Annotated in this window: 18 protein-coding genes; 13 read left to right on the forward strand and 5 right to left on the reverse strand. The window is 30.8% G+C overall.

Translation table 11 applies throughout. From position 1 onward, the window contains the following. Window positions 1-10: 10 nt before the first annotated feature. Together BR66_RS0102680 and BR66_RS0102685 are read right to left on the reverse strand one after the other, a co-directional pair. Window positions 11-415, reverse strand: coding sequence for an FMN-binding protein (locus BR66_RS0102680; RefSeq protein ID WP_026881505.1), 405 nt, complete (start codon window positions 413-415; stop codon window positions 11-13). Window positions 416-428: 13 nt separating this feature from the next. Beyond that, window positions 429-1,073: a TetR/AcrR family transcriptional regulator gene (locus tag BR66_RS0102685; RefSeq protein ID WP_026881506.1), complete on the reverse strand. Its 645-nt coding sequence runs from the start codon at window positions 1,071-1,073 to the stop codon at window positions 429-431. Between the two features lie 128 nt (window positions 1,074-1,201). Here BR66_RS0102685 and BR66_RS26900 point away from each other — a divergent pair, with 128 nt between their 5' ends. From BR66_RS26900 to BR66_RS0102720, 8 genes are all read left to right on the forward strand, one after another. After that, the gene (locus BR66_RS26900) at window positions 1,202-1,309 is read left to right on the forward strand and encodes a PAS domain-containing protein (protein ID WP_479723154.1); all 108 of its coding nucleotides are present in this window, start codon (window positions 1,202-1,204) and stop codon (window positions 1,307-1,309) included. A gap of 404 nt (window positions 1,310-1,713) precedes the next feature. Further along, window positions 1,714-2,622, forward strand: coding sequence for a glycine betaine ABC transporter substrate-binding protein (locus BR66_RS0102690; protein WP_026881507.1), 909 nt, complete (start codon window positions 1,714-1,716; stop codon window positions 2,620-2,622). An 81-nt stretch (window positions 2,623-2,703) separates the two neighbouring features. Next, window positions 2,704-3,717 carry an ABC transporter ATP-binding protein gene (locus BR66_RS23020; RefSeq protein ID WP_035795336.1) on the forward strand — a complete coding sequence of 338 codons (1,014 nt, stop codon included), beginning with the start codon at window positions 2,704-2,706 and terminating at the stop codon, window positions 3,715-3,717. Beyond that, window positions 3,698-4,342, forward strand: a complete 645-nt coding sequence (locus BR66_RS0102700) for an ABC transporter permease subunit (RefSeq protein ID WP_026881508.1) — start codon at window positions 3,698-3,700, stop codon at window positions 4,340-4,342. The genes BR66_RS23020 and BR66_RS0102700 overlap by 20 nt, the downstream gene beginning before the upstream one ends. Window positions 4,343-4,383: 41 nt before the next feature. Next, window positions 4,384-5,301 (forward strand): 4Fe-4S binding protein, encoded by a 918-nt coding sequence (locus BR66_RS0102705; protein WP_026881509.1) that lies wholly within the window; start codon window positions 4,384-4,386, stop codon window positions 5,299-5,301. Window positions 5,302-5,342: 41 nt separating this feature from the next. Next, window positions 5,343-6,632 carry an O-acetylhomoserine aminocarboxypropyltransferase/cysteine synthase family protein gene (locus BR66_RS0102710; protein WP_026881510.1) on the forward strand — a complete coding sequence of 430 codons (1,290 nt, stop codon included), beginning with the start codon at window positions 5,343-5,345 and terminating at the stop codon, window positions 6,630-6,632. 27 nt (window positions 6,633-6,659) lie between these two features. Beyond that, the gene (locus BR66_RS0102715) at window positions 6,660-7,298 is read left to right on the forward strand and encodes an ABC transporter permease (RefSeq protein WP_026881511.1); all 639 of its coding nucleotides are present in this window, start codon (window positions 6,660-6,662) and stop codon (window positions 7,296-7,298) included. A 182-nt stretch (window positions 7,299-7,480) separates the two neighbouring features. Then, complete coding sequence (locus BR66_RS0102720; protein ID WP_026881512.1) at window positions 7,481-8,386, forward strand: SDR family NAD(P)-dependent oxidoreductase; 906 nt, start codon at window positions 7,481-7,483, stop codon at window positions 8,384-8,386. Here the strand turns inward: BR66_RS0102720 and BR66_RS0102725 are convergent. Continuing rightward, a complete protein-coding gene (locus BR66_RS0102725; protein WP_026881513.1) occupies window positions 8,379-8,849 on the reverse strand; it encodes a GreA/GreB family elongation factor in 471 nt (156 codons plus the stop codon). The genes BR66_RS0102720 and BR66_RS0102725 overlap by 8 nt on opposite strands. Before the next feature lie 215 nt (window positions 8,850-9,064). Here BR66_RS0102725 and BR66_RS0102730 point away from each other — a divergent pair, with 215 nt between their 5' ends. Continuing rightward, window positions 9,065-10,183 (forward strand): NAD(P)-binding protein, encoded by a 1,119-nt coding sequence (locus BR66_RS0102730; protein WP_026881514.1) that lies wholly within the window; start codon window positions 9,065-9,067, stop codon window positions 10,181-10,183. Window positions 10,184-10,275: 92 nt separating this feature from the next. On the opposite strand, the gene BR66_RS0102735 is transcribed toward BR66_RS0102730, so the two are convergent. Beyond that, on the reverse strand, window positions 10,276-11,037 hold the full coding sequence (locus BR66_RS0102735; RefSeq protein ID WP_026881515.1) for a MerR family transcriptional regulator: 762 nt from the start codon (window positions 11,035-11,037) through the stop codon (window positions 10,276-10,278). A gap of 84 nt (window positions 11,038-11,121) precedes the next feature. Then, entirely contained in the window at window positions 11,122-12,288 is a 1,167-nt protein-coding gene (locus BR66_RS0102740; RefSeq protein WP_026881516.1) for a DUF4317 domain-containing protein, read from the reverse strand. Window positions 12,289-12,553: 265 nt separating this feature from the next. Between BR66_RS0102740 and BR66_RS0102745 the strand changes: the two genes are divergently transcribed. The 4 genes from BR66_RS0102745 (at window position 12,554) to BR66_RS0102765 (ending at window position 15,584) form a co-directional block, all read left to right on the forward strand. Continuing rightward, the gene (locus tag BR66_RS0102745; RefSeq protein WP_026881517.1) at window positions 12,554-13,156 is read left to right on the forward strand and encodes an HAD family hydrolase; all 603 of its coding nucleotides are present in this window, start codon (window positions 12,554-12,556) and stop codon (window positions 13,154-13,156) included. A gap of 60 nt (window positions 13,157-13,216) precedes the next feature. Further along, entirely contained in the window at window positions 13,217-13,720 is a 504-nt protein-coding gene (locus tag BR66_RS0102750; RefSeq protein WP_035795339.1) for a GNAT family N-acetyltransferase, read from the forward strand. A gap of 177 nt (window positions 13,721-13,897) precedes the next feature. Next, window positions 13,898-14,665 carry a GNAT family N-acetyltransferase gene (locus BR66_RS0102760; RefSeq protein ID WP_051624076.1) on the forward strand — a complete coding sequence of 256 codons (768 nt, stop codon included), beginning with the start codon at window positions 13,898-13,900 and terminating at the stop codon, window positions 14,663-14,665. Window positions 14,666-14,669: 4 nt separating this feature from the next. Next, window positions 14,670-15,584 (forward strand): MBL fold metallo-hydrolase, encoded by a 915-nt coding sequence (locus BR66_RS0102765; RefSeq protein WP_026881520.1) that lies wholly within the window; start codon window positions 14,670-14,672, stop codon window positions 15,582-15,584. The last annotated feature ends 10 nt before the right edge of the window (window positions 15,585-15,594 follow it).

The raw sequence follows: 15,594 nt of genomic DNA on the forward strand, positions 1-15,594 counted from the left end.
TATAATATTTTTAAGATTTAGCTGATTCTAATGCGTTTTCAATGGATTTCAGAATTACTTTACTACTATTGGTTGCTCCTGAAATAGTGTCCACCTGAAGACTCTGTGCCTCCACGACTTTTTCAGGGATCACCTCAGCTGGTTTACCTCTTTCATTTTTATGGTTTAGTAGAACTATATTTGTAATCTTGTTGTCTTTAACTGTAACTGAAACCTTTGCAGCTATATAAACAGCATCAAAGGAGCCAGTATATGTCCCGTCAGAAATTTTTGATAAATCTACGGTGCCAATTTTGATTTCTTTAATTGTTTTTTTATATTTTTCCACAGAAATTATATATCTTCCTCCAAAAATTCCAACGGTTAAAGCTACAATACAAACAGCAGTAATCACAATTTTTTTTGTGCTTAACATAACAAACTCCCCTTTATTTTTTTATAGATTTTAATAAAAGTTCAAGACCATCCTCCATTAATTGTTCAATGCTTTTATTATAATAAGAATTAATGTATTTTTCTTTTTTACTAATTAATCCTATAAAACCTAACATAGTTGACCAAAGCATAATACAAACAGTAATGGAGTCTGTATTATTTGAAATTTCACCCTTTTGTATTCCATCAATAATACACTTATTAAGAAGTTTAAAGGAGTATTCACCGGCAATGTAACATTCATTAATTAAAGGATTATTATCAGCTTGAAAATCAAAATCTTTGTTTTCATAATCTGTAATAGCCTTAAAGTATCCAGGATAGGTTTTACTAAACTCAATAAAAAGTTGACCTAATCTTTTGATTTTTTTAATTTCGGTGATTTCAGTATTTTTACTAATAAATTTATCAAATAAAGCATTTAAAGTATTAAATCCTAATAGCATTATTTCATAGTAGAGTTCTTCTTTATTCTTGAAATAGGAGTATATAGTTTTTTTAGTAAATTCTGCTTCTTTTGCAATATCATCCATTGTGGAATTTTCAAATCCCTTACTAAAAAAAACTCTTTCAGCTGCGGTTATCATGATATTTTTACGAATTAAATGTTCTTTTTCTTTACGTTCAATAATACCCATAGTAAGTATGCCTCCAGTTTACTAAATATACTTAGAGTATACTTAATATATGTTAAGTATACAATATTTAATTATGATGTCAATAATATTTATGCATAAAACAAGTACATATTGTGTTAAATTTTTTAGTGTTAACCCAACAAATTTTTAACAATTGTAGCTTCGGGATATTTATTCTTGACAACAATAAAAAAAATGTTATATACTATAATAAATTTATAGTATTCATATCTTAATAGTAGGGATTAATAAAAGGAGGGGACGCAAACTATGATGAGTGTAGAAATATATTTTATGACATTTTCATTACGAAGGTTAAAATTTTTTACTGCAACTTTAATAGAGCAGTTTTTTCTGCGTCCCCATATTTTATCAAAGTAAGCTAAAATACAATAATATATTATTTATTATATTTGTGTAATGATAAAAAGAGGATTGGCAGATTCATAATTTGCCAATCCTCTTTTTATTATAATAACCCTACTATTTTCATAAGAGTAATATAAAATTATTGCATTATAAATTATTTCATAAATAGATATACTATTAATTGTTTAAAAAAATAAATTACTTTACTTTTTAAACTAGGTGTAACAAAATGTATAAGAGATTAGAAATATTATTTAGGGGTGTGTAAAATATGAATAAAAAATTAATGGTCTTACCGTTATTATCAATACTAATTGTAGGTACAATTCTTACAGGATGTGGTAGTACGGGATCAAAAAGCACAAGTTCTAAGCCTACAATAAAAGTTGGATCTAAAAACTTTACAGAATCTTTAATTTTAGGTGAAGTATATTCAGAGGCATTAGAACATGCGGGTTATAAAGTTGATAGAAAATTTAATTTAGGTGATGCGATAGTTCATACATCTTTAGTTAATGGTCAAATTGATTTATACCCTGAATATACGGGTACGGGTCTGCTTTCAATACTTAAGGAGCAACCTAAATATACGTCCAAAGAAGTTTACGACGAAGTAGCAGCAAAATATAAAGAAAAATTTAATTTAGTTTGGTTAGATCCATCTGCAGCAAATGATTCTCAAGGTTTAGTAATTACAAAAAAAGCTTCGGATGAGTACAATATACACACTATTTCCGATTTACAAAAAAATGCAAGTAAAATTAGATTTGCATCCCAGGGAGAATTTGATAAAAGATCAGATGGGTTGCCTTCATTAACAAAAGTTTATGGTGCGTTTAATTTTAAAGATGAGAAGTTGTACGATAATGGACTTAAATATGATGTTCTTAAAAATGATAAAGCAGATCTTGCTGTTGCATATACTACAGAGGGCCAATTGACTGATTCTAAATTTGTTATTCTAAAGGATGATAAAAATGCATGGCCTCCATATAATGTTGCCCCGGTAGTAAGACAAGATATTTTGACTAAAAACACAGATGTAAAAGCTATACTTAATAAAGTTACGGCTAAGTTAGATAATAAAACTCTAATAAAATTAAATGCAGAAGTGGATATAGATAAAAAAGAATATAAAGCTGTAGCAAAAGAATTTTATGATAAAGAATTCAGTAAATAATTGAAAAAAAAGATTGGCATAGTGAAAGCTTTTTATATGCCAATCTTTCAATAATTATATCAAAGAGAGGTGTCATGAATCTTGAATAAGGCAGCTATTAAATTTGTAAAAGCTAGTAAAAAATTTAATGGAACTAAAGACTATGCAGTATCAGAAGTAAGTGTAAGTATTGAAGAAGGAAGTTTTATTACTATTTTAGGGACATCTGGTTCTGGTAAGACAACTCTTTTAAAGATGATTAATAGAATATATGAAGCTAGCTCTGGGGAAATATTATTTTTTGGTGAAAGCATAAAAAAATTACCTGTAGAAAAACTTAGAGTGAAAATTGGATATGTTATTCAACAAATTGGACTATTCCCACATATGAATGTGGAAGAGAATATAGCAACTGTACCTAAAATTTTGCATTGGAATAAACAAAAAATAAGTGAACGTGTAGAAGAATTGCTTAATATAGTTAATCTGCCACCAGATACTTTTAGAAAAAGATACCCAAGACAGCTATCAGGAGGCCAGCAACAAAGAGTAGGACTTGCTAGAGCAATGGCAGCTGATCCTGAAATAATGCTTATGGATGAACCATTTGGAGCCATTGATGCTATAACAAGACAAAACTTACAGGATGAACTTTTAAAGATACAAAAAAAACTTAACAAAACTATTGTTTTTGTAACCCATGACGTAAATGAAGCTTTTAAACTTGGAGATAAGGTTATTGTAATGAATAAAGGTAAAATAGAACAATTTGATACACCTTATAATATTCTTTTTACACCTGCAAATAATTTTGTTGCCCGTTTAGTTACCTCAGATGATACGCTGCAAAGGCTAAAGTTTTTAAGAGCGGAGCAGGCAATAATTCCTATAGAATTACCTATAAACAACCAGGCAATAAGGGTTGGAAGAGAAGAAAGTCTTTACAATGTATTAACTACCCTTCTATTTAATGATGGAAAAACAATTATAGTAGAGGATGATAATCACAATGTATTAGGGCAAATAGATTGGAAACAACTACAATTAAAATTTGGGCAGGAAAACCAGGAAATTAAAGAAAAGACAGGTGACAATTGTGATAAAATATCTGTTTGAAAATTATAGTGATATGTTAACCTTATTGTCACAACATATTTATTTAGTAGCTGTTAGTATTGGAATATCTTTAGTAATTGCAATTCCAATAGTACTAATTATCTTTCGTTCAAAAATATTATCAGCTATTGTATTAGCTTTATTTGGCGTATTATATTCAATACCTAGCCTTGCAATGTTTGCATTTTTAATTCCAGTACTTGGACTTGGAGAACAAACGGCTATTGTTGTGCTTATCATTTATAACCAATATATTTTAGTTAGAAATATATTAGTAGCTTTTCAGTCCATAGATCCTTCAATAATAGAAGCCGCAAAAGGAATGGGATTAAACCCAGTTCAGTTATTTACAAATATACAAATTCCCTTGGCACTTCCAATAATTTTAGGGGGAACTAGAATAGCAGTGGTGTCTACTATAGGTGTGGCAACTATTGCAGCGGTAGTTAATGCTGGTGGACTTGGAGTAATGCTATTTGATGGATTAAGAATGAACTATTTAACAAAAATACTATGGGGTACTATTATGGCAGCTGGACTAGCACTAATAACCAACCAAGTATTACTTCTTTTAGAGAAGATCGCTTCAAAAAAAGCTCGGGGTGAATACGGGAATGAATCATAATAAATGCTGATTATTAAAACAATATTTAGGAAGTGATATGAATGAAAAAATATGATGAAATTGTAGAAATTTTAAAAGTTCCTAAAATAGTTATACCTTTCTTAAATATAATTTATACTGATGATGATTTAGAAATTCTCGCTGCTATAAAAGATGCAACTTTAACAAAATCTAGCATAGAAACTTTAATGGGAAGAAATTCACAAGAAATATTAAAAAGTGCATATAAAGATTCTGTTGTAGATAAGGTTTTAAGCAATGGAGAAATAGAATACAAAGCTAGTGCTCTTACGGTTAGGTTAGATAACCTAGCAAGTTTTCAAAGGGAAAGATGGCACCAAATACAATCTGAGCATAGAAAAAAAATAGCGGATTGGTTATATAAAGATTACTTAGATGCTAAGAAGAACAAATCTGTGAAGGAACTAGTAGATTGCGCTAGTAAAATCGTACCACTTGATGTTGCAATAGACTTCGTAAAAACAGAAAAAAAAGATATTTATGTTATCCCTTGTGATTGTAAGTCTATAGAAGAAGGCTGCGATTTTGATAAAAATGTATGTATGAGTATGGGTAGTGGACTAAATACATCTTCAGATAGAGGGCACGGAAAAAAGTTAAATACACAGGAAGCCGTAGAGCTATTAAAACATGCAGATAAAGAAGGACTTATTCATTCTTTAGAAGAAAATGCCATATGTAATTGTTGTAGTTGCTGTTGCTACCCTTTAAGAGCATCAAAAGAGTTGGGACTTAAAGGAAAATGGCCTGCTGTAAGTTATGTAATTAACTTAGATAGGGAAAGTTGTATTGGCTGCGGAATATGTACAGGTAGATGCCCACAAAAAGTATTTGAAAAACAAGGCAAAACAATAAAAATAGATATTTCAAAATGTGTAGGTTGCGGAGTATGTGTAAGTACCTGCCCTAAAAAGGCTTTACATTTACAGCAGATATAGGTTATTACATTACTTTAATACAAAACAAAGGAGTGTTATTTATGTCAGAAAATGATTATGGATTTGAAACGTTGCAGGTTAGGGCAGGTTATAAACCAGAAGAGCATAACTATGCATCAGCTGTCCCTATTTACCAGACCACAGCCTTTAATTTTGGTGATACTAAGCGTTTAGATAGATTGTACTCACTTGAGGAAGAAGGATTCTATTATACTAGAATAGCTAATCCCACAACTGAGGTACTGGAAAAAAGAGTAGCAGCTTTAGAAGGCGGAACAGCAGCTATTGCATTAGCTTCAGGTATGGCAGCTATAACTTATGCACTTCTTAATGTAGCAGAATATGGCGGAGAGATAGCAGCAGTAAAAACCTTATATTCAGGTTCTTTTAATCTTTTTAATCACATCCTTCCTAGGTTTGGTATAAAGGTTAGGTGGATAGAGGATAGTTATGATATTGAATCTTTCAGAAAAGCTATTACACCAAATACTAAGGCTATATTTGCAGAGTCTATTGGCAATCCATCCATTAGTGTTCTAGATATAGAGGCGGTTGCCAAATTAGCGCATGAAAATGAAATTCCACTTATTGTGGATAATACTTTGCCGAGTCCGTATCTTCTTAATCCAATTAAATATGGAGCAGATATAGTAATTCATTCAGCAACAAAAGCAATAGGAGGTCACGGTGCAGCTATTGCAGGTATAATTGTTGAGGGTGGGAAATTTAACTGGGGTAATGGAAAATTTCCACAATTTACTGAATTAGATTATAGCGTTCAAAATAGAAATATATATGAGGTGTTTCCTACAACTGCATTTACCACCAGAATAAGATTTAGATATCTAAGTGATTTTGGAGCAGCCATAAGCCCATTTAATTCATTTTTGATACTACAAGGTATTGAAACTTTAGCGGTTAGAGTTAAACAGGAAGTTGAAAATACAGAGGAAATAGTAAAGTATTTATCTAAGCACCCAAAGGTAGCCTGGGTTAGGTATCCAAGTCTTCAGGGGGATAGAAATAACAATTTAGCAGAAAAATATTTAACTAAAGGGAGTGGAACAATATTTACCTTTGGGTTTAAGGGTAACCAAGAGGAAATAAATAATTTTATAAATAGTTTAAAGCTGTTTAGTTTTGTTGCAAATATAGGGGATTCAAAATCATTGATAGTCCAACCGTGCATAGCGACCCATGGTACTCTTAATGTAGAGGATAGGAATGCCTCTGGAGCATTTCCAGAGGCACTAAGATTATCCATAGGGCTTGAGAAGGCAGAAGATTTAATAGCAGATCTAAATCAAGCCTTTCATAAAGTATTGGACTAAAAAATATTTGAAAGGACGGTATTAATAATGTTCAATGAGGTTATAAAATTTATAATTAGTAATCATACTCAATATTACAAAGCTGTTAATATACACATAATTATAAGTATCACAGCAGTGTTAATTAGCATTATAATAGCTATCCCTGCAGGTATTTTATGTTCCAGAAGCACCAAAGTTCTATATCCGGTACTAAACTTTTTTAATTTCTTAAGGATTATCCCAAGTTTAGCGATTTTAGTACTGGTTTTACCGATACTTGGAACTGGTTTTGTACCTGCATTAGTTGCATTGGTAATTTTAGGAATTCCACCAATGCTTACAAATACATATTTAGGTTTTAAAAATATAGACAAATCAGTTATAGAAAGTGCACTAGGAATGGGTATGAATTCTAAAGAGATGCTTTTTAAAATTCAGCTTCCACTAGCAATGCCTTTAATAATAACTGGTATAAGAATTTCTGCTGTTGAGATTATTGCCAGTGCAACGCTAGCTTCATATATTGGTGCTGGAGGACTTGGAGATTTCATTTTTACAGGACTTGGTATGAATGATTACGTAATGTTATTTGTTGGTGGGGCATCTGTGGCATTATTATCCGTTGCATCAGAAATAATTTTATTGATTTTTCAACAAGGTATTACAAGATATCAGAGAGACTAGTGGCAAGTGAAAAGCTAAAAACGTTATGAGAATATTTGGGAATGTAAGTAGACTTTAATTTTTAAATAAATCTATTTGCATTCCTATTTTATTTAAATTAAGTTTACAATAAGTGTACTAATAGACTATAATTTAGTAGATAAGATATTTCATAAGTAATATAAGTGGGGTTTGATTGTTTCATGGAGAATTTAAAAAATAAGATTTGTTTAGTAACAGGGGCAAGTTCTGGAATTGGGAAGGGTATTGCTGAAATTATGGCTAAGGCTGGGGCACAAGTTATTATGGTAAGCCGCAATAAATCACGAGGCAGAGAAAATTTTAGGGAAATAAAAAATTATGCTACAAACAACGTAGAGTGGATACCTACAGAACTATGCTCCATAGAATCTATAAACGAACTTGCATTAGAATTTAAAAGTAAGTTTTCTAAATTAGATATTCTTTTTAATTGTGCTGGGGATAAAATAATGAAAAAATACTATACAGTAGATGGGTTTGATGGATTATTTTTCAGTAATTATTTGGGACATTTTTTACTCACAAATTTATTATTCGAACCTCTTAAAAATGCAGAAAACTCAAAAGTTATCACAATTTCTGGTAGAGCACATAAATCTTCATTAACTAAAGGTAAATTTAAATCAGCTATAGATTTTACTGATTTACAGGGTAATTCACACTTTTCCTATGCTAAATATGCCAAACAAGCTACACTGGCAAAAATTATTTTTGCATATGAGTTATCAAGACGATGGGGGAAATATAACATTGCATCTACCACTCTTTGTCCTGGACTTTGTAGAACAAATCAAGGTGAATACTTTCCATGGTTATTAAAAGTCCTTCTTCCATTGATTTATATGCTTAAAGATCCGCAGACTCCAAAAGAAGGAGCCATGCATCTTATAAATCTTTCATTAAAACATAATAGCGAAATCAATGGGAAATATTTCGAAGGTGATAAAAAAGGACTATTTGAGGTTAAATCTTCTGATGAATCATATGATGTTTCTACTGGAAAAAAGCTATGGGAAGAGAGTAAAAAACTAATTACTCAGAGATATAATTTAAACTTAATTAATTAGTAGTAATAAATGAAAGTATCTTTATAGAATGTAGACCATCCGGAAACTCAACATTTACAACATCACCTATAGATTTACCAATGATGGCTCTTCCTAAAGGTGAGTCTATGCTAATAATATTTTCAATTGGATTTGCATTAATTATAGTATCAAGTTTAATTTCATCAGTTTCACCACTATCTAAAAATTTAAGGCTAACCGTACTTCCCATGCTAACTTTATTTTTATCGATGACAGTAGCTACTTCAACAGAAGATTTTATCATACGTGTTAAGTAGGCTATTCTCCTGTTATTTTCATAATATCTTTGGGAAGCTGCCTTGTATTCAGCATTTTCGCTTCTATCACCAAATGCTGCAGCTACCATTTTTTCTTTTGCAATTTCAAAACGTAATTTAGTGTTTCTATAAGCTACTTCTTCTCTTAATTTTTTTATGTCCTCTTCAGTTAATTGGTTATTCATAATATATCGCCCCGTTTTTAAAAAATATCAATTATATTCTATGAGTAATTTTAGCACACTTTTCACTGAGACGAGAAGTATTAACACAATTTTATATTTACATAGAAGGAAAAATATGAAATACATGTTGGTGAATATCTATGTTAAGAAAAATTATTTTATAATGTATAAAATCCTATTAGTCAATGCAACATATAGGATAGAAGGTGATTGAAATGGAAGTTGCTATTATGGGAGCTGGAATGTCAGGACTCTCTTGCGCCATAACCCTTGAAAAACATGGGGTTACGCCAAGCATTTTTGAGAAAAGAAGTTGTGTAGGGGATAGATTTGTTAATGCAGAAGGAATGTTCAGTATACTTAATAGACCAACCAAGGACTGTTTGGCTCAACTATCAAATGAGTTTAATATAAACCTAAAACCTATAGATGAAGTAAATAAATTATTTATGCATTCTAAAAATGAGATTGGTGCTATTGAGGGGAAACTTGGATATACAAATGTAAGGGGGAGGCATGAAGATTCTTATGAAAATCAGCTAGCCAAACAAGTTAATGCGAAGATTAATTTTAAATCCACACGTGAATATGAATATCTATGTAAAAATTTTGAGTATGTAGTATTAGCTACTGGGGATGGAGAGTATGCTTCTCATTTAGGTAATTATAGGTGTGACCTTACTTGTACTATAAAAGGAGCAACTGTTGAAGGTGAATTTTTAACAAGTGTACCTCATGTATGGTTCAATTACGAGATATTACCTAAAGGTTATGGTTGGATTATACCCTACTCTGAAAAAGAAGCAAACTTAGTTATTGCCTACCCTGATTATCCAGATAATATAAAATTAGATTTGAACGATATGTGGAAAAAATTTTATGCTTTAGCATGTAAAGATTTAGACCAAAATTTAAGAATAACGGATAACTTTGAGGTCACAAGATATATGATGGGAATATGTGATAAAGCAAAATTAGATAACACATATTTTGTTGGGAACTGTTTTGGTACGGTTTCCCCAGGACTTGGGTTTGGACAATATATTTCAATGTTAACAGGCGTGTATTCAGCCTATGATATTTGCAAAATAGGAACTTATGAGGAGCTTACCAGACCTCTGCTAGAAAATTATAATCATTCTATTGTTTTAAGAAGATTTTTGGAAAATTTAACTGATGAGGACATAGATTTTCAAGTTAAAAATCTAGATAATAAAATTACAGATAATTTGGTTAATAAAGTTTTTAGTAATGATAGTGGTATTGAGCTACTTAAATTATCAACTCCACTTATGAGGTTATGGAATAATTATAAAGAGTTTAAAAGTAAGTAAGAGGATATATTGTATGAAAGTAAAAAATTCAGCCAAATCTAAAAAATAGATTTGGCTGAAAAAATAAAGGTAATGGACAAAATTAAGTGTGCCTATTTTTTACTTGTGTAGATAAGCACAGCATCTCTTAGAAATTCAGCTGTTCCAGGTTGCTTTTTATCATAATATGCCTTGAATCGGGGGTCACCTACATACATCTCGGCAACCCCTGCATGGGCCTCTTTAGTATAACTGTCCCAATAAAAACTTAGCCACTGGCCATGTAGAGCAGCTGCCTTTTGTGCCAGAACACCTGCAGGATCACCAGTAATAAACGCTTCAGTAAGTGTCTCCATAACTTCACTTTCAAGGCTCGTAACTTTATCGTATTCACTTTCCGTCATGTTTTTTAATTTATTATTTGTTTTTTTTACAGCGTCTTGACCATATTTTTCAAGAATCTCTTTGCCATATTGTTTTTCATTGTCAGCAATTAGCTTTTCCTTAAATCCCTGGAATTTTTCTTTATCACTCATTATAATTCTACCCTCCGCTTCCGCAATTGTTTTATCAACATTTGCTATTAGTAAATTTAATTGCTCTTTTTTCAGGAGGAGTTTTTCACGGTGTTCTCTAAGTGCTACTGCAGCATCAAAACAAGGATTTGTTACAATACTCTTAATACCCTCGAGGCTTATGCCAAGTTCTCTGTAAAAGAGTATTTGCTGTAATCTATTTACTTCTTTTTCACCATAAATACGATATCCAGATGAATTAATTCTTGCCGGCTTAAGAATTTCAATTTCATCATAATACCTTAGGGTTCTTGTGCTAATGCCTGCCATTTTACCTAGCTTTTGCACTGTATATTCCATGTGAGTTCACCTCCTGACAAGATTAAATATATACCTTCACGTTACGTCAATGTCAAGTAGAATTCTAATATTTAATAAATTTAATTATATGGGTTTTTCGCTTTCGTTTTCTAACTTAAATCCATTTATGGATACGTCATCACTTAATTCAATTACAAGGCATCTAGTGCCATTTTCATTAACAATCTGTTTTATTGCACTTAAATCTCTTGGATTAATAATTATACTAGTGTTTTCATTTTCTATTTTTATTGATTTACTATTAAAATCTGGAATTATGTTTTTTACTTTAAAAGCATAATCTCCTCCACAAATTTCTTGAAAAGCACTTTCAACTACTTCAGTATTTTCTATTCCACTGTCTTCTAAAACTCTTTTAATTTGGTTCATATTCATAGTAGGTTCTTCTTCTTCATCTACGCTGTCTTCCAATTTCTCATTTATTTTTTCATAAATTTCTTGCATAACATCCGCTTTTATTTTATCACCAATTACATCATTTAATATGGCATTAAAGCTCTCTTTTTCTTCGATACCAGTCTGTTTAACGTTGCAATTCAAAACTTCTTCAACAAATTTTAAATTTAACTGCTTGGACTTTGAAGAATAGTACACAAGCTTGTTTACATCTGAATATCCTTCGCTAAAGCTAGGAAACATAAATCCATCTAAAGGTGAATTTAAATTTATTGTGGTGTCTAATGCAGAATTTGCTTTAAAGGTCATTGCCGCATAGTCAAATTTTAAAACCTTTTTAGGAATATCAACTTTGTTAATACTACATAAAATAAACTCAAAAGCTTGCATATAATCTTCTATGGAGTCATCTGAGTCTTCTCTTGGTTTCTTATTTGCCTTGTAGTATTCAGCTTTTGCAAAATTTATTACTATATCAGTATCATATGTATAATTTTTAGATATCTTATCAACTATTTTATCAGAGTATTCTACTAAACTTTCACTTGAATCCAATGCCTTAGATAATAGGGCTTGTGAGCTCTCTTCTAGGTTTTCTACATTAAAATCTAATTCAAATATCTTTGAATCTATTGTTCCAGTAAGAATCTTTTTAAAATTATTTAGATAAAGTTCATTTTTCTCTGAATCCATCATATCAAAAGGTGTGAGCTCTTTTTTTATAATTTCACTATTATCTTTTTTTAAATACACACTATATACTTCTTTTATAGGGGTCATATAACTATTTGATTTAAATTCTTTTCTTAAATCAGCTAAATCTTTTTTATTCATAATGGACACCTTGCCTTTTTTAAAATTGAATACTTATATTTGTTCTACTTCTATAGTATATATCATATTTAATATTTACTAAACATTTTTAATCTCTGTAAAATTAGGAAAATTAAGAAGGAGTAAGTACCTTTTTTATAGAATGTATATGGATAAAGCAAAAAAGCTAGCTCATTGAATTTCTAAAAGCAGAACAATAAGCATTAATTTGTCATTGGGGATATAAAAACATAACTAATAATTTTGCACAAAAGGGGAATAGACTATGTATAAAAACGTAATATTTGATATTGGAAATGTACTATTGGACTTTAAACCAGAGGAGTACTTAAGGACGAAAATCAAAGAAGCTGATAAAGTGTTAGAGGTGTATAAAGAAGTGTTTCAAAGTGAAGAATGGGTAATGCTTGATAGAGGAACGCTTACTGAAAAAGAAGCAATAAGTATTCTTATAAATAGGAGTAAAAATGGAGACTTTATAAAACTTGCTTTTGAAGATTGGTATGATCTTATGACACCTATTGAAGGAACGGTCAAAATTTTGAAAGAACTGAAAAAAGCAAAATATAAGATCTATTTTTTATCTAATTTTCAATTGCTAGCATTTGAAAATGTAACCAAAAGATATGACTTTTTTAAACTATTTGATGGGGGTGTTGTTTCCTACAAAGAAAAACTAATTAAGCCTGAGGAAAATATTTATAAAAAAATAATAGAAAGATATCAACTTAAACCTGAAGAATCTATATTTATAGATGATGTACAAGCTAACATTGACGGTGCAGAAAAACTTAATTTTGGAACAATACTTTTTGAGAAGTCTACAGATTTAAGAGAAAAACTCAAAAATCACAATATAAATATGTAAGTTAAGTGGGACATACGAAAAAAGTGGATAAATAATTAGCTATTGAGGAGGAACACCGCGATGAAATTAGACACAAAGAGATTAAAGTTAATACCGTTAAAGGTACAACATTTAGCTCTAGCTGTGGATAACTATGGGGAAATGGCCACGGAACTTGGGGTAAGAGTCACTAATACAATTCTTGATGAGGAAATGCAGTATGCTATGAAAGTTAGGTTAAGAAAGGTACTTGAGGATGAGAAAAACTATTTATGGTTAACAAATTGGGCAGTGGTTCTCAAAGAAGAAAATATGATAATTGGATATATTATGATTAAGGGTTATCCTAATAAAAATGGTGAAGTAATTGTTGGGTACGGTATTGAAGAAGAGTACAGAAAGAATGGATATGCTACAGAAGCTTTAAAAGGACTAATCCAGTGGATTTTTGAAAATCCAAAAGCAAAGCAGGTAATTGCAGACACGGAAAAAGAGAATGTAGCGTCCCATAAAGTATTAGGAAATGTGGGCGCTGTGAAATATAAGGAAACTCATGAATTAATATGGTGGAAAATTGAGAAATAGATGGAGGTAACAGTAAATGGCAGAGGTGAAAGTAAAATTGATGGAAGATTAATAGGAATAGGGCTAATTTATGATAACAAAATATATTTTAAAAATTCAGATGTAAAAATAACGAATTAAATCTGAGTAATTAATAGGATGAAAACTTGAAAACAAAAGTATAGAGGGGAAAAAATCATGAGTGTAGATCAAAAAAAGTATATAAAGACTGAAATTTTACAAGTAGCTGAAAACCAATTGTCACTGGATTATAACTGCAAAGTATCTGATCTAGAAAAAGGAAATAACACAGTAGTTGAAAATAAATTAGCTAATGGCAGACGTATTTATGATAGTGATGGATGCTTTTTTAAAATACTCTGTTTTAGAGGTAGCGCAATTATTACAGCTTCACCTATAATCATGCCATGGTGTGAAGAAAAATTGTTAAATAGGTCAGCAGCATGGTTTTTTCTATATCCCAATTTACGAGAAATCGATGAAAAACTTAAGGAATTTGGACAGGAAATAGCTGATATTCATCATTACTATTTACCAAAGCGAAATGTGCCTTTGATTGAACCACCTATCAATGTTAAGTGGTATGAGTATGACGATATTTTAAAATTTAAAAATGATGATAGATTTGACGAAGCTTTTGCTTTTAATGAAAATCACCCAGATATACTTGCAGTTGCTGCATTTGATGGAGATAAAATGATGGGTATGGCGGGTGCTAGCGCAGATGGAAAAGATATGTGGCAAATCGGTATTGATGTTTTCAATGAATATCGTGGAAGAAGTTTAGGAACAAAGCTAGTTACACTTTTAAAAAATGAAATATTGAGACGCGGGAAAATACCTTTTTATGGCACAGTGGAATCTCATTTTCACTCACAGAATATTGCTATAAATGCTGGATTTTTTCCAGTATGGGCAGAGCTTTATTCAAAAGAAAAGGAGTAATATAATGGACATAAAACAAGTAAAGGGAAATACATTTTGTATAGATACTGGAATGACCTATATTCCTTTTTATAAAATTAACCATGAAGAAATTATAATGTTAGACTCAGGATGGAAAAGAGGGGAAAGAAGAGGGATAGACCAGCTTCTAGAAGAAAATCACTTCAAAGTAGTTGCGATAATATGTAGTCATGCTCATATAGATCATATAGGAAATAATTCATATTTGAAGAAAAAATATAACTGCATTATTGTTATGCCAGCCTATGAAGCTCTTATTTGTAGTAGTGCAGTGAATTTGAAACTTTATTATAGTACTCAAACATTAGCTGAAGTTACAGAACATTTTGGACATATGGTTTGTGAAACAGATATTATGATTATGGACAATGAAGATAAAATATACGTTTGTGGTAGTGAATTTAAAATTCTTCATACTCCGGGACATAGTCCAGCACACATATGTATTACTACTCAAGATGACGTGGCCTATTTAGGAGACAGCCTTATAAGCTATGAAGTTATGAAGGGCGCTAAAATGCCCTATGCCTATATACTTAGTGAGGATTTGAAGAGCAAATCAAAGCTATATGATTTAAAATGTAGCAAATATGTGGTGGCACATAAAGGTATGTATGATGATGTTACAGAACTTATAACTGATAATATTAATTTTTATAAGAATAGGGCTAAAAGAGTTAGCGAAGTTATTAATGATGCCATGACTATGGAAGATATTTTTAAGGCGGTTATTAAGAATTTTAATATTCATGTAAACAGCAGATATAGATATGCTGTAATAGAAAGAATGTTATGGTCCTATGTTGAATATTTAAATGAAACAGGAGTTATAGAGCTAAACATGGATCATGGATTTCTTAAGTATTCAAAAGGCTCAACAGATATGATTAAACCTTGAAAATAGGAGG

The sequence above is a fragment of the Clostridium akagii DSM 12554 genome, from assembly GCF_000686725.1.
GTDB classification, from domain to species: Bacteria; Bacillota; Clostridia; order Clostridiales; family Clostridiaceae; genus Clostridium_I; species Clostridium_I akagii.

Coding starts and splice junctions, on each gene's coding strand:
- BR66_RS0102680 (WP_026881505.1), bottom strand. CDS start 415: ATGTTAAGCACAAAAAAAATTGTGATTACTGCTGTTTGTATTGTAGCT.
- BR66_RS0102685 (WP_026881506.1), bottom strand. CDS start 1,073: ATGGGTATTATTGAACGTAAAGAAAAAGAACATTTAATTCGTAAAAAT.
- BR66_RS0102690 (WP_026881507.1), top strand. CDS start 1,714: ATGAATAAAAAATTAATGGTCTTACCGTTATTATCAATACTAATTGTA.
- BR66_RS0102705 (WP_026881509.1), top strand. CDS start 4,384: ATGAAAAAATATGATGAAATTGTAGAAATTTTAAAAGTTCCTAAAATA.
- BR66_RS0102710 (WP_026881510.1), top strand. CDS start 5,343: ATGTCAGAAAATGATTATGGATTTGAAACGTTGCAGGTTAGGGCAGGT.
- BR66_RS0102715 (WP_026881511.1), top strand. CDS start 6,660: ATGTTCAATGAGGTTATAAAATTTATAATTAGTAATCATACTCAATAT.
- BR66_RS0102720 (WP_026881512.1), top strand. CDS start 7,481: ATGGAGAATTTAAAAAATAAGATTTGTTTAGTAACAGGGGCAAGTTCT.
- BR66_RS0102725 (WP_026881513.1), bottom strand. CDS start 8,849: ATGAATAACCAATTAACTGAAGAGGACATAAAAAAATTAAGAGAAGAA.
- BR66_RS0102730 (WP_026881514.1), top strand. CDS start 9,065: ATGGAAGTTGCTATTATGGGAGCTGGAATGTCAGGACTCTCTTGCGCC.
- BR66_RS0102735 (WP_026881515.1), bottom strand. CDS start 11,037: ATGGAATATACAGTGCAAAAGCTAGGTAAAATGGCAGGCATTAGCACA.
- BR66_RS0102740 (WP_026881516.1), bottom strand. CDS start 12,288: ATGAATAAAAAAGATTTAGCTGATTTAAGAAAAGAATTTAAATCAAAT.
- BR66_RS0102745 (WP_026881517.1), top strand. CDS start 12,554: ATGTATAAAAACGTAATATTTGATATTGGAAATGTACTATTGGACTTT.
- BR66_RS0102750 (WP_035795339.1), top strand. CDS start 13,217: ATGAAATTAGACACAAAGAGATTAAAGTTAATACCGTTAAAGGTACAA.
- BR66_RS0102760 (WP_051624076.1), top strand. CDS start 13,898: ATGAGTGTAGATCAAAAAAAGTATATAAAGACTGAAATTTTACAAGTA.
- BR66_RS0102765 (WP_026881520.1), top strand. CDS start 14,670: ATGGACATAAAACAAGTAAAGGGAAATACATTTTGTATAGATACTGGA.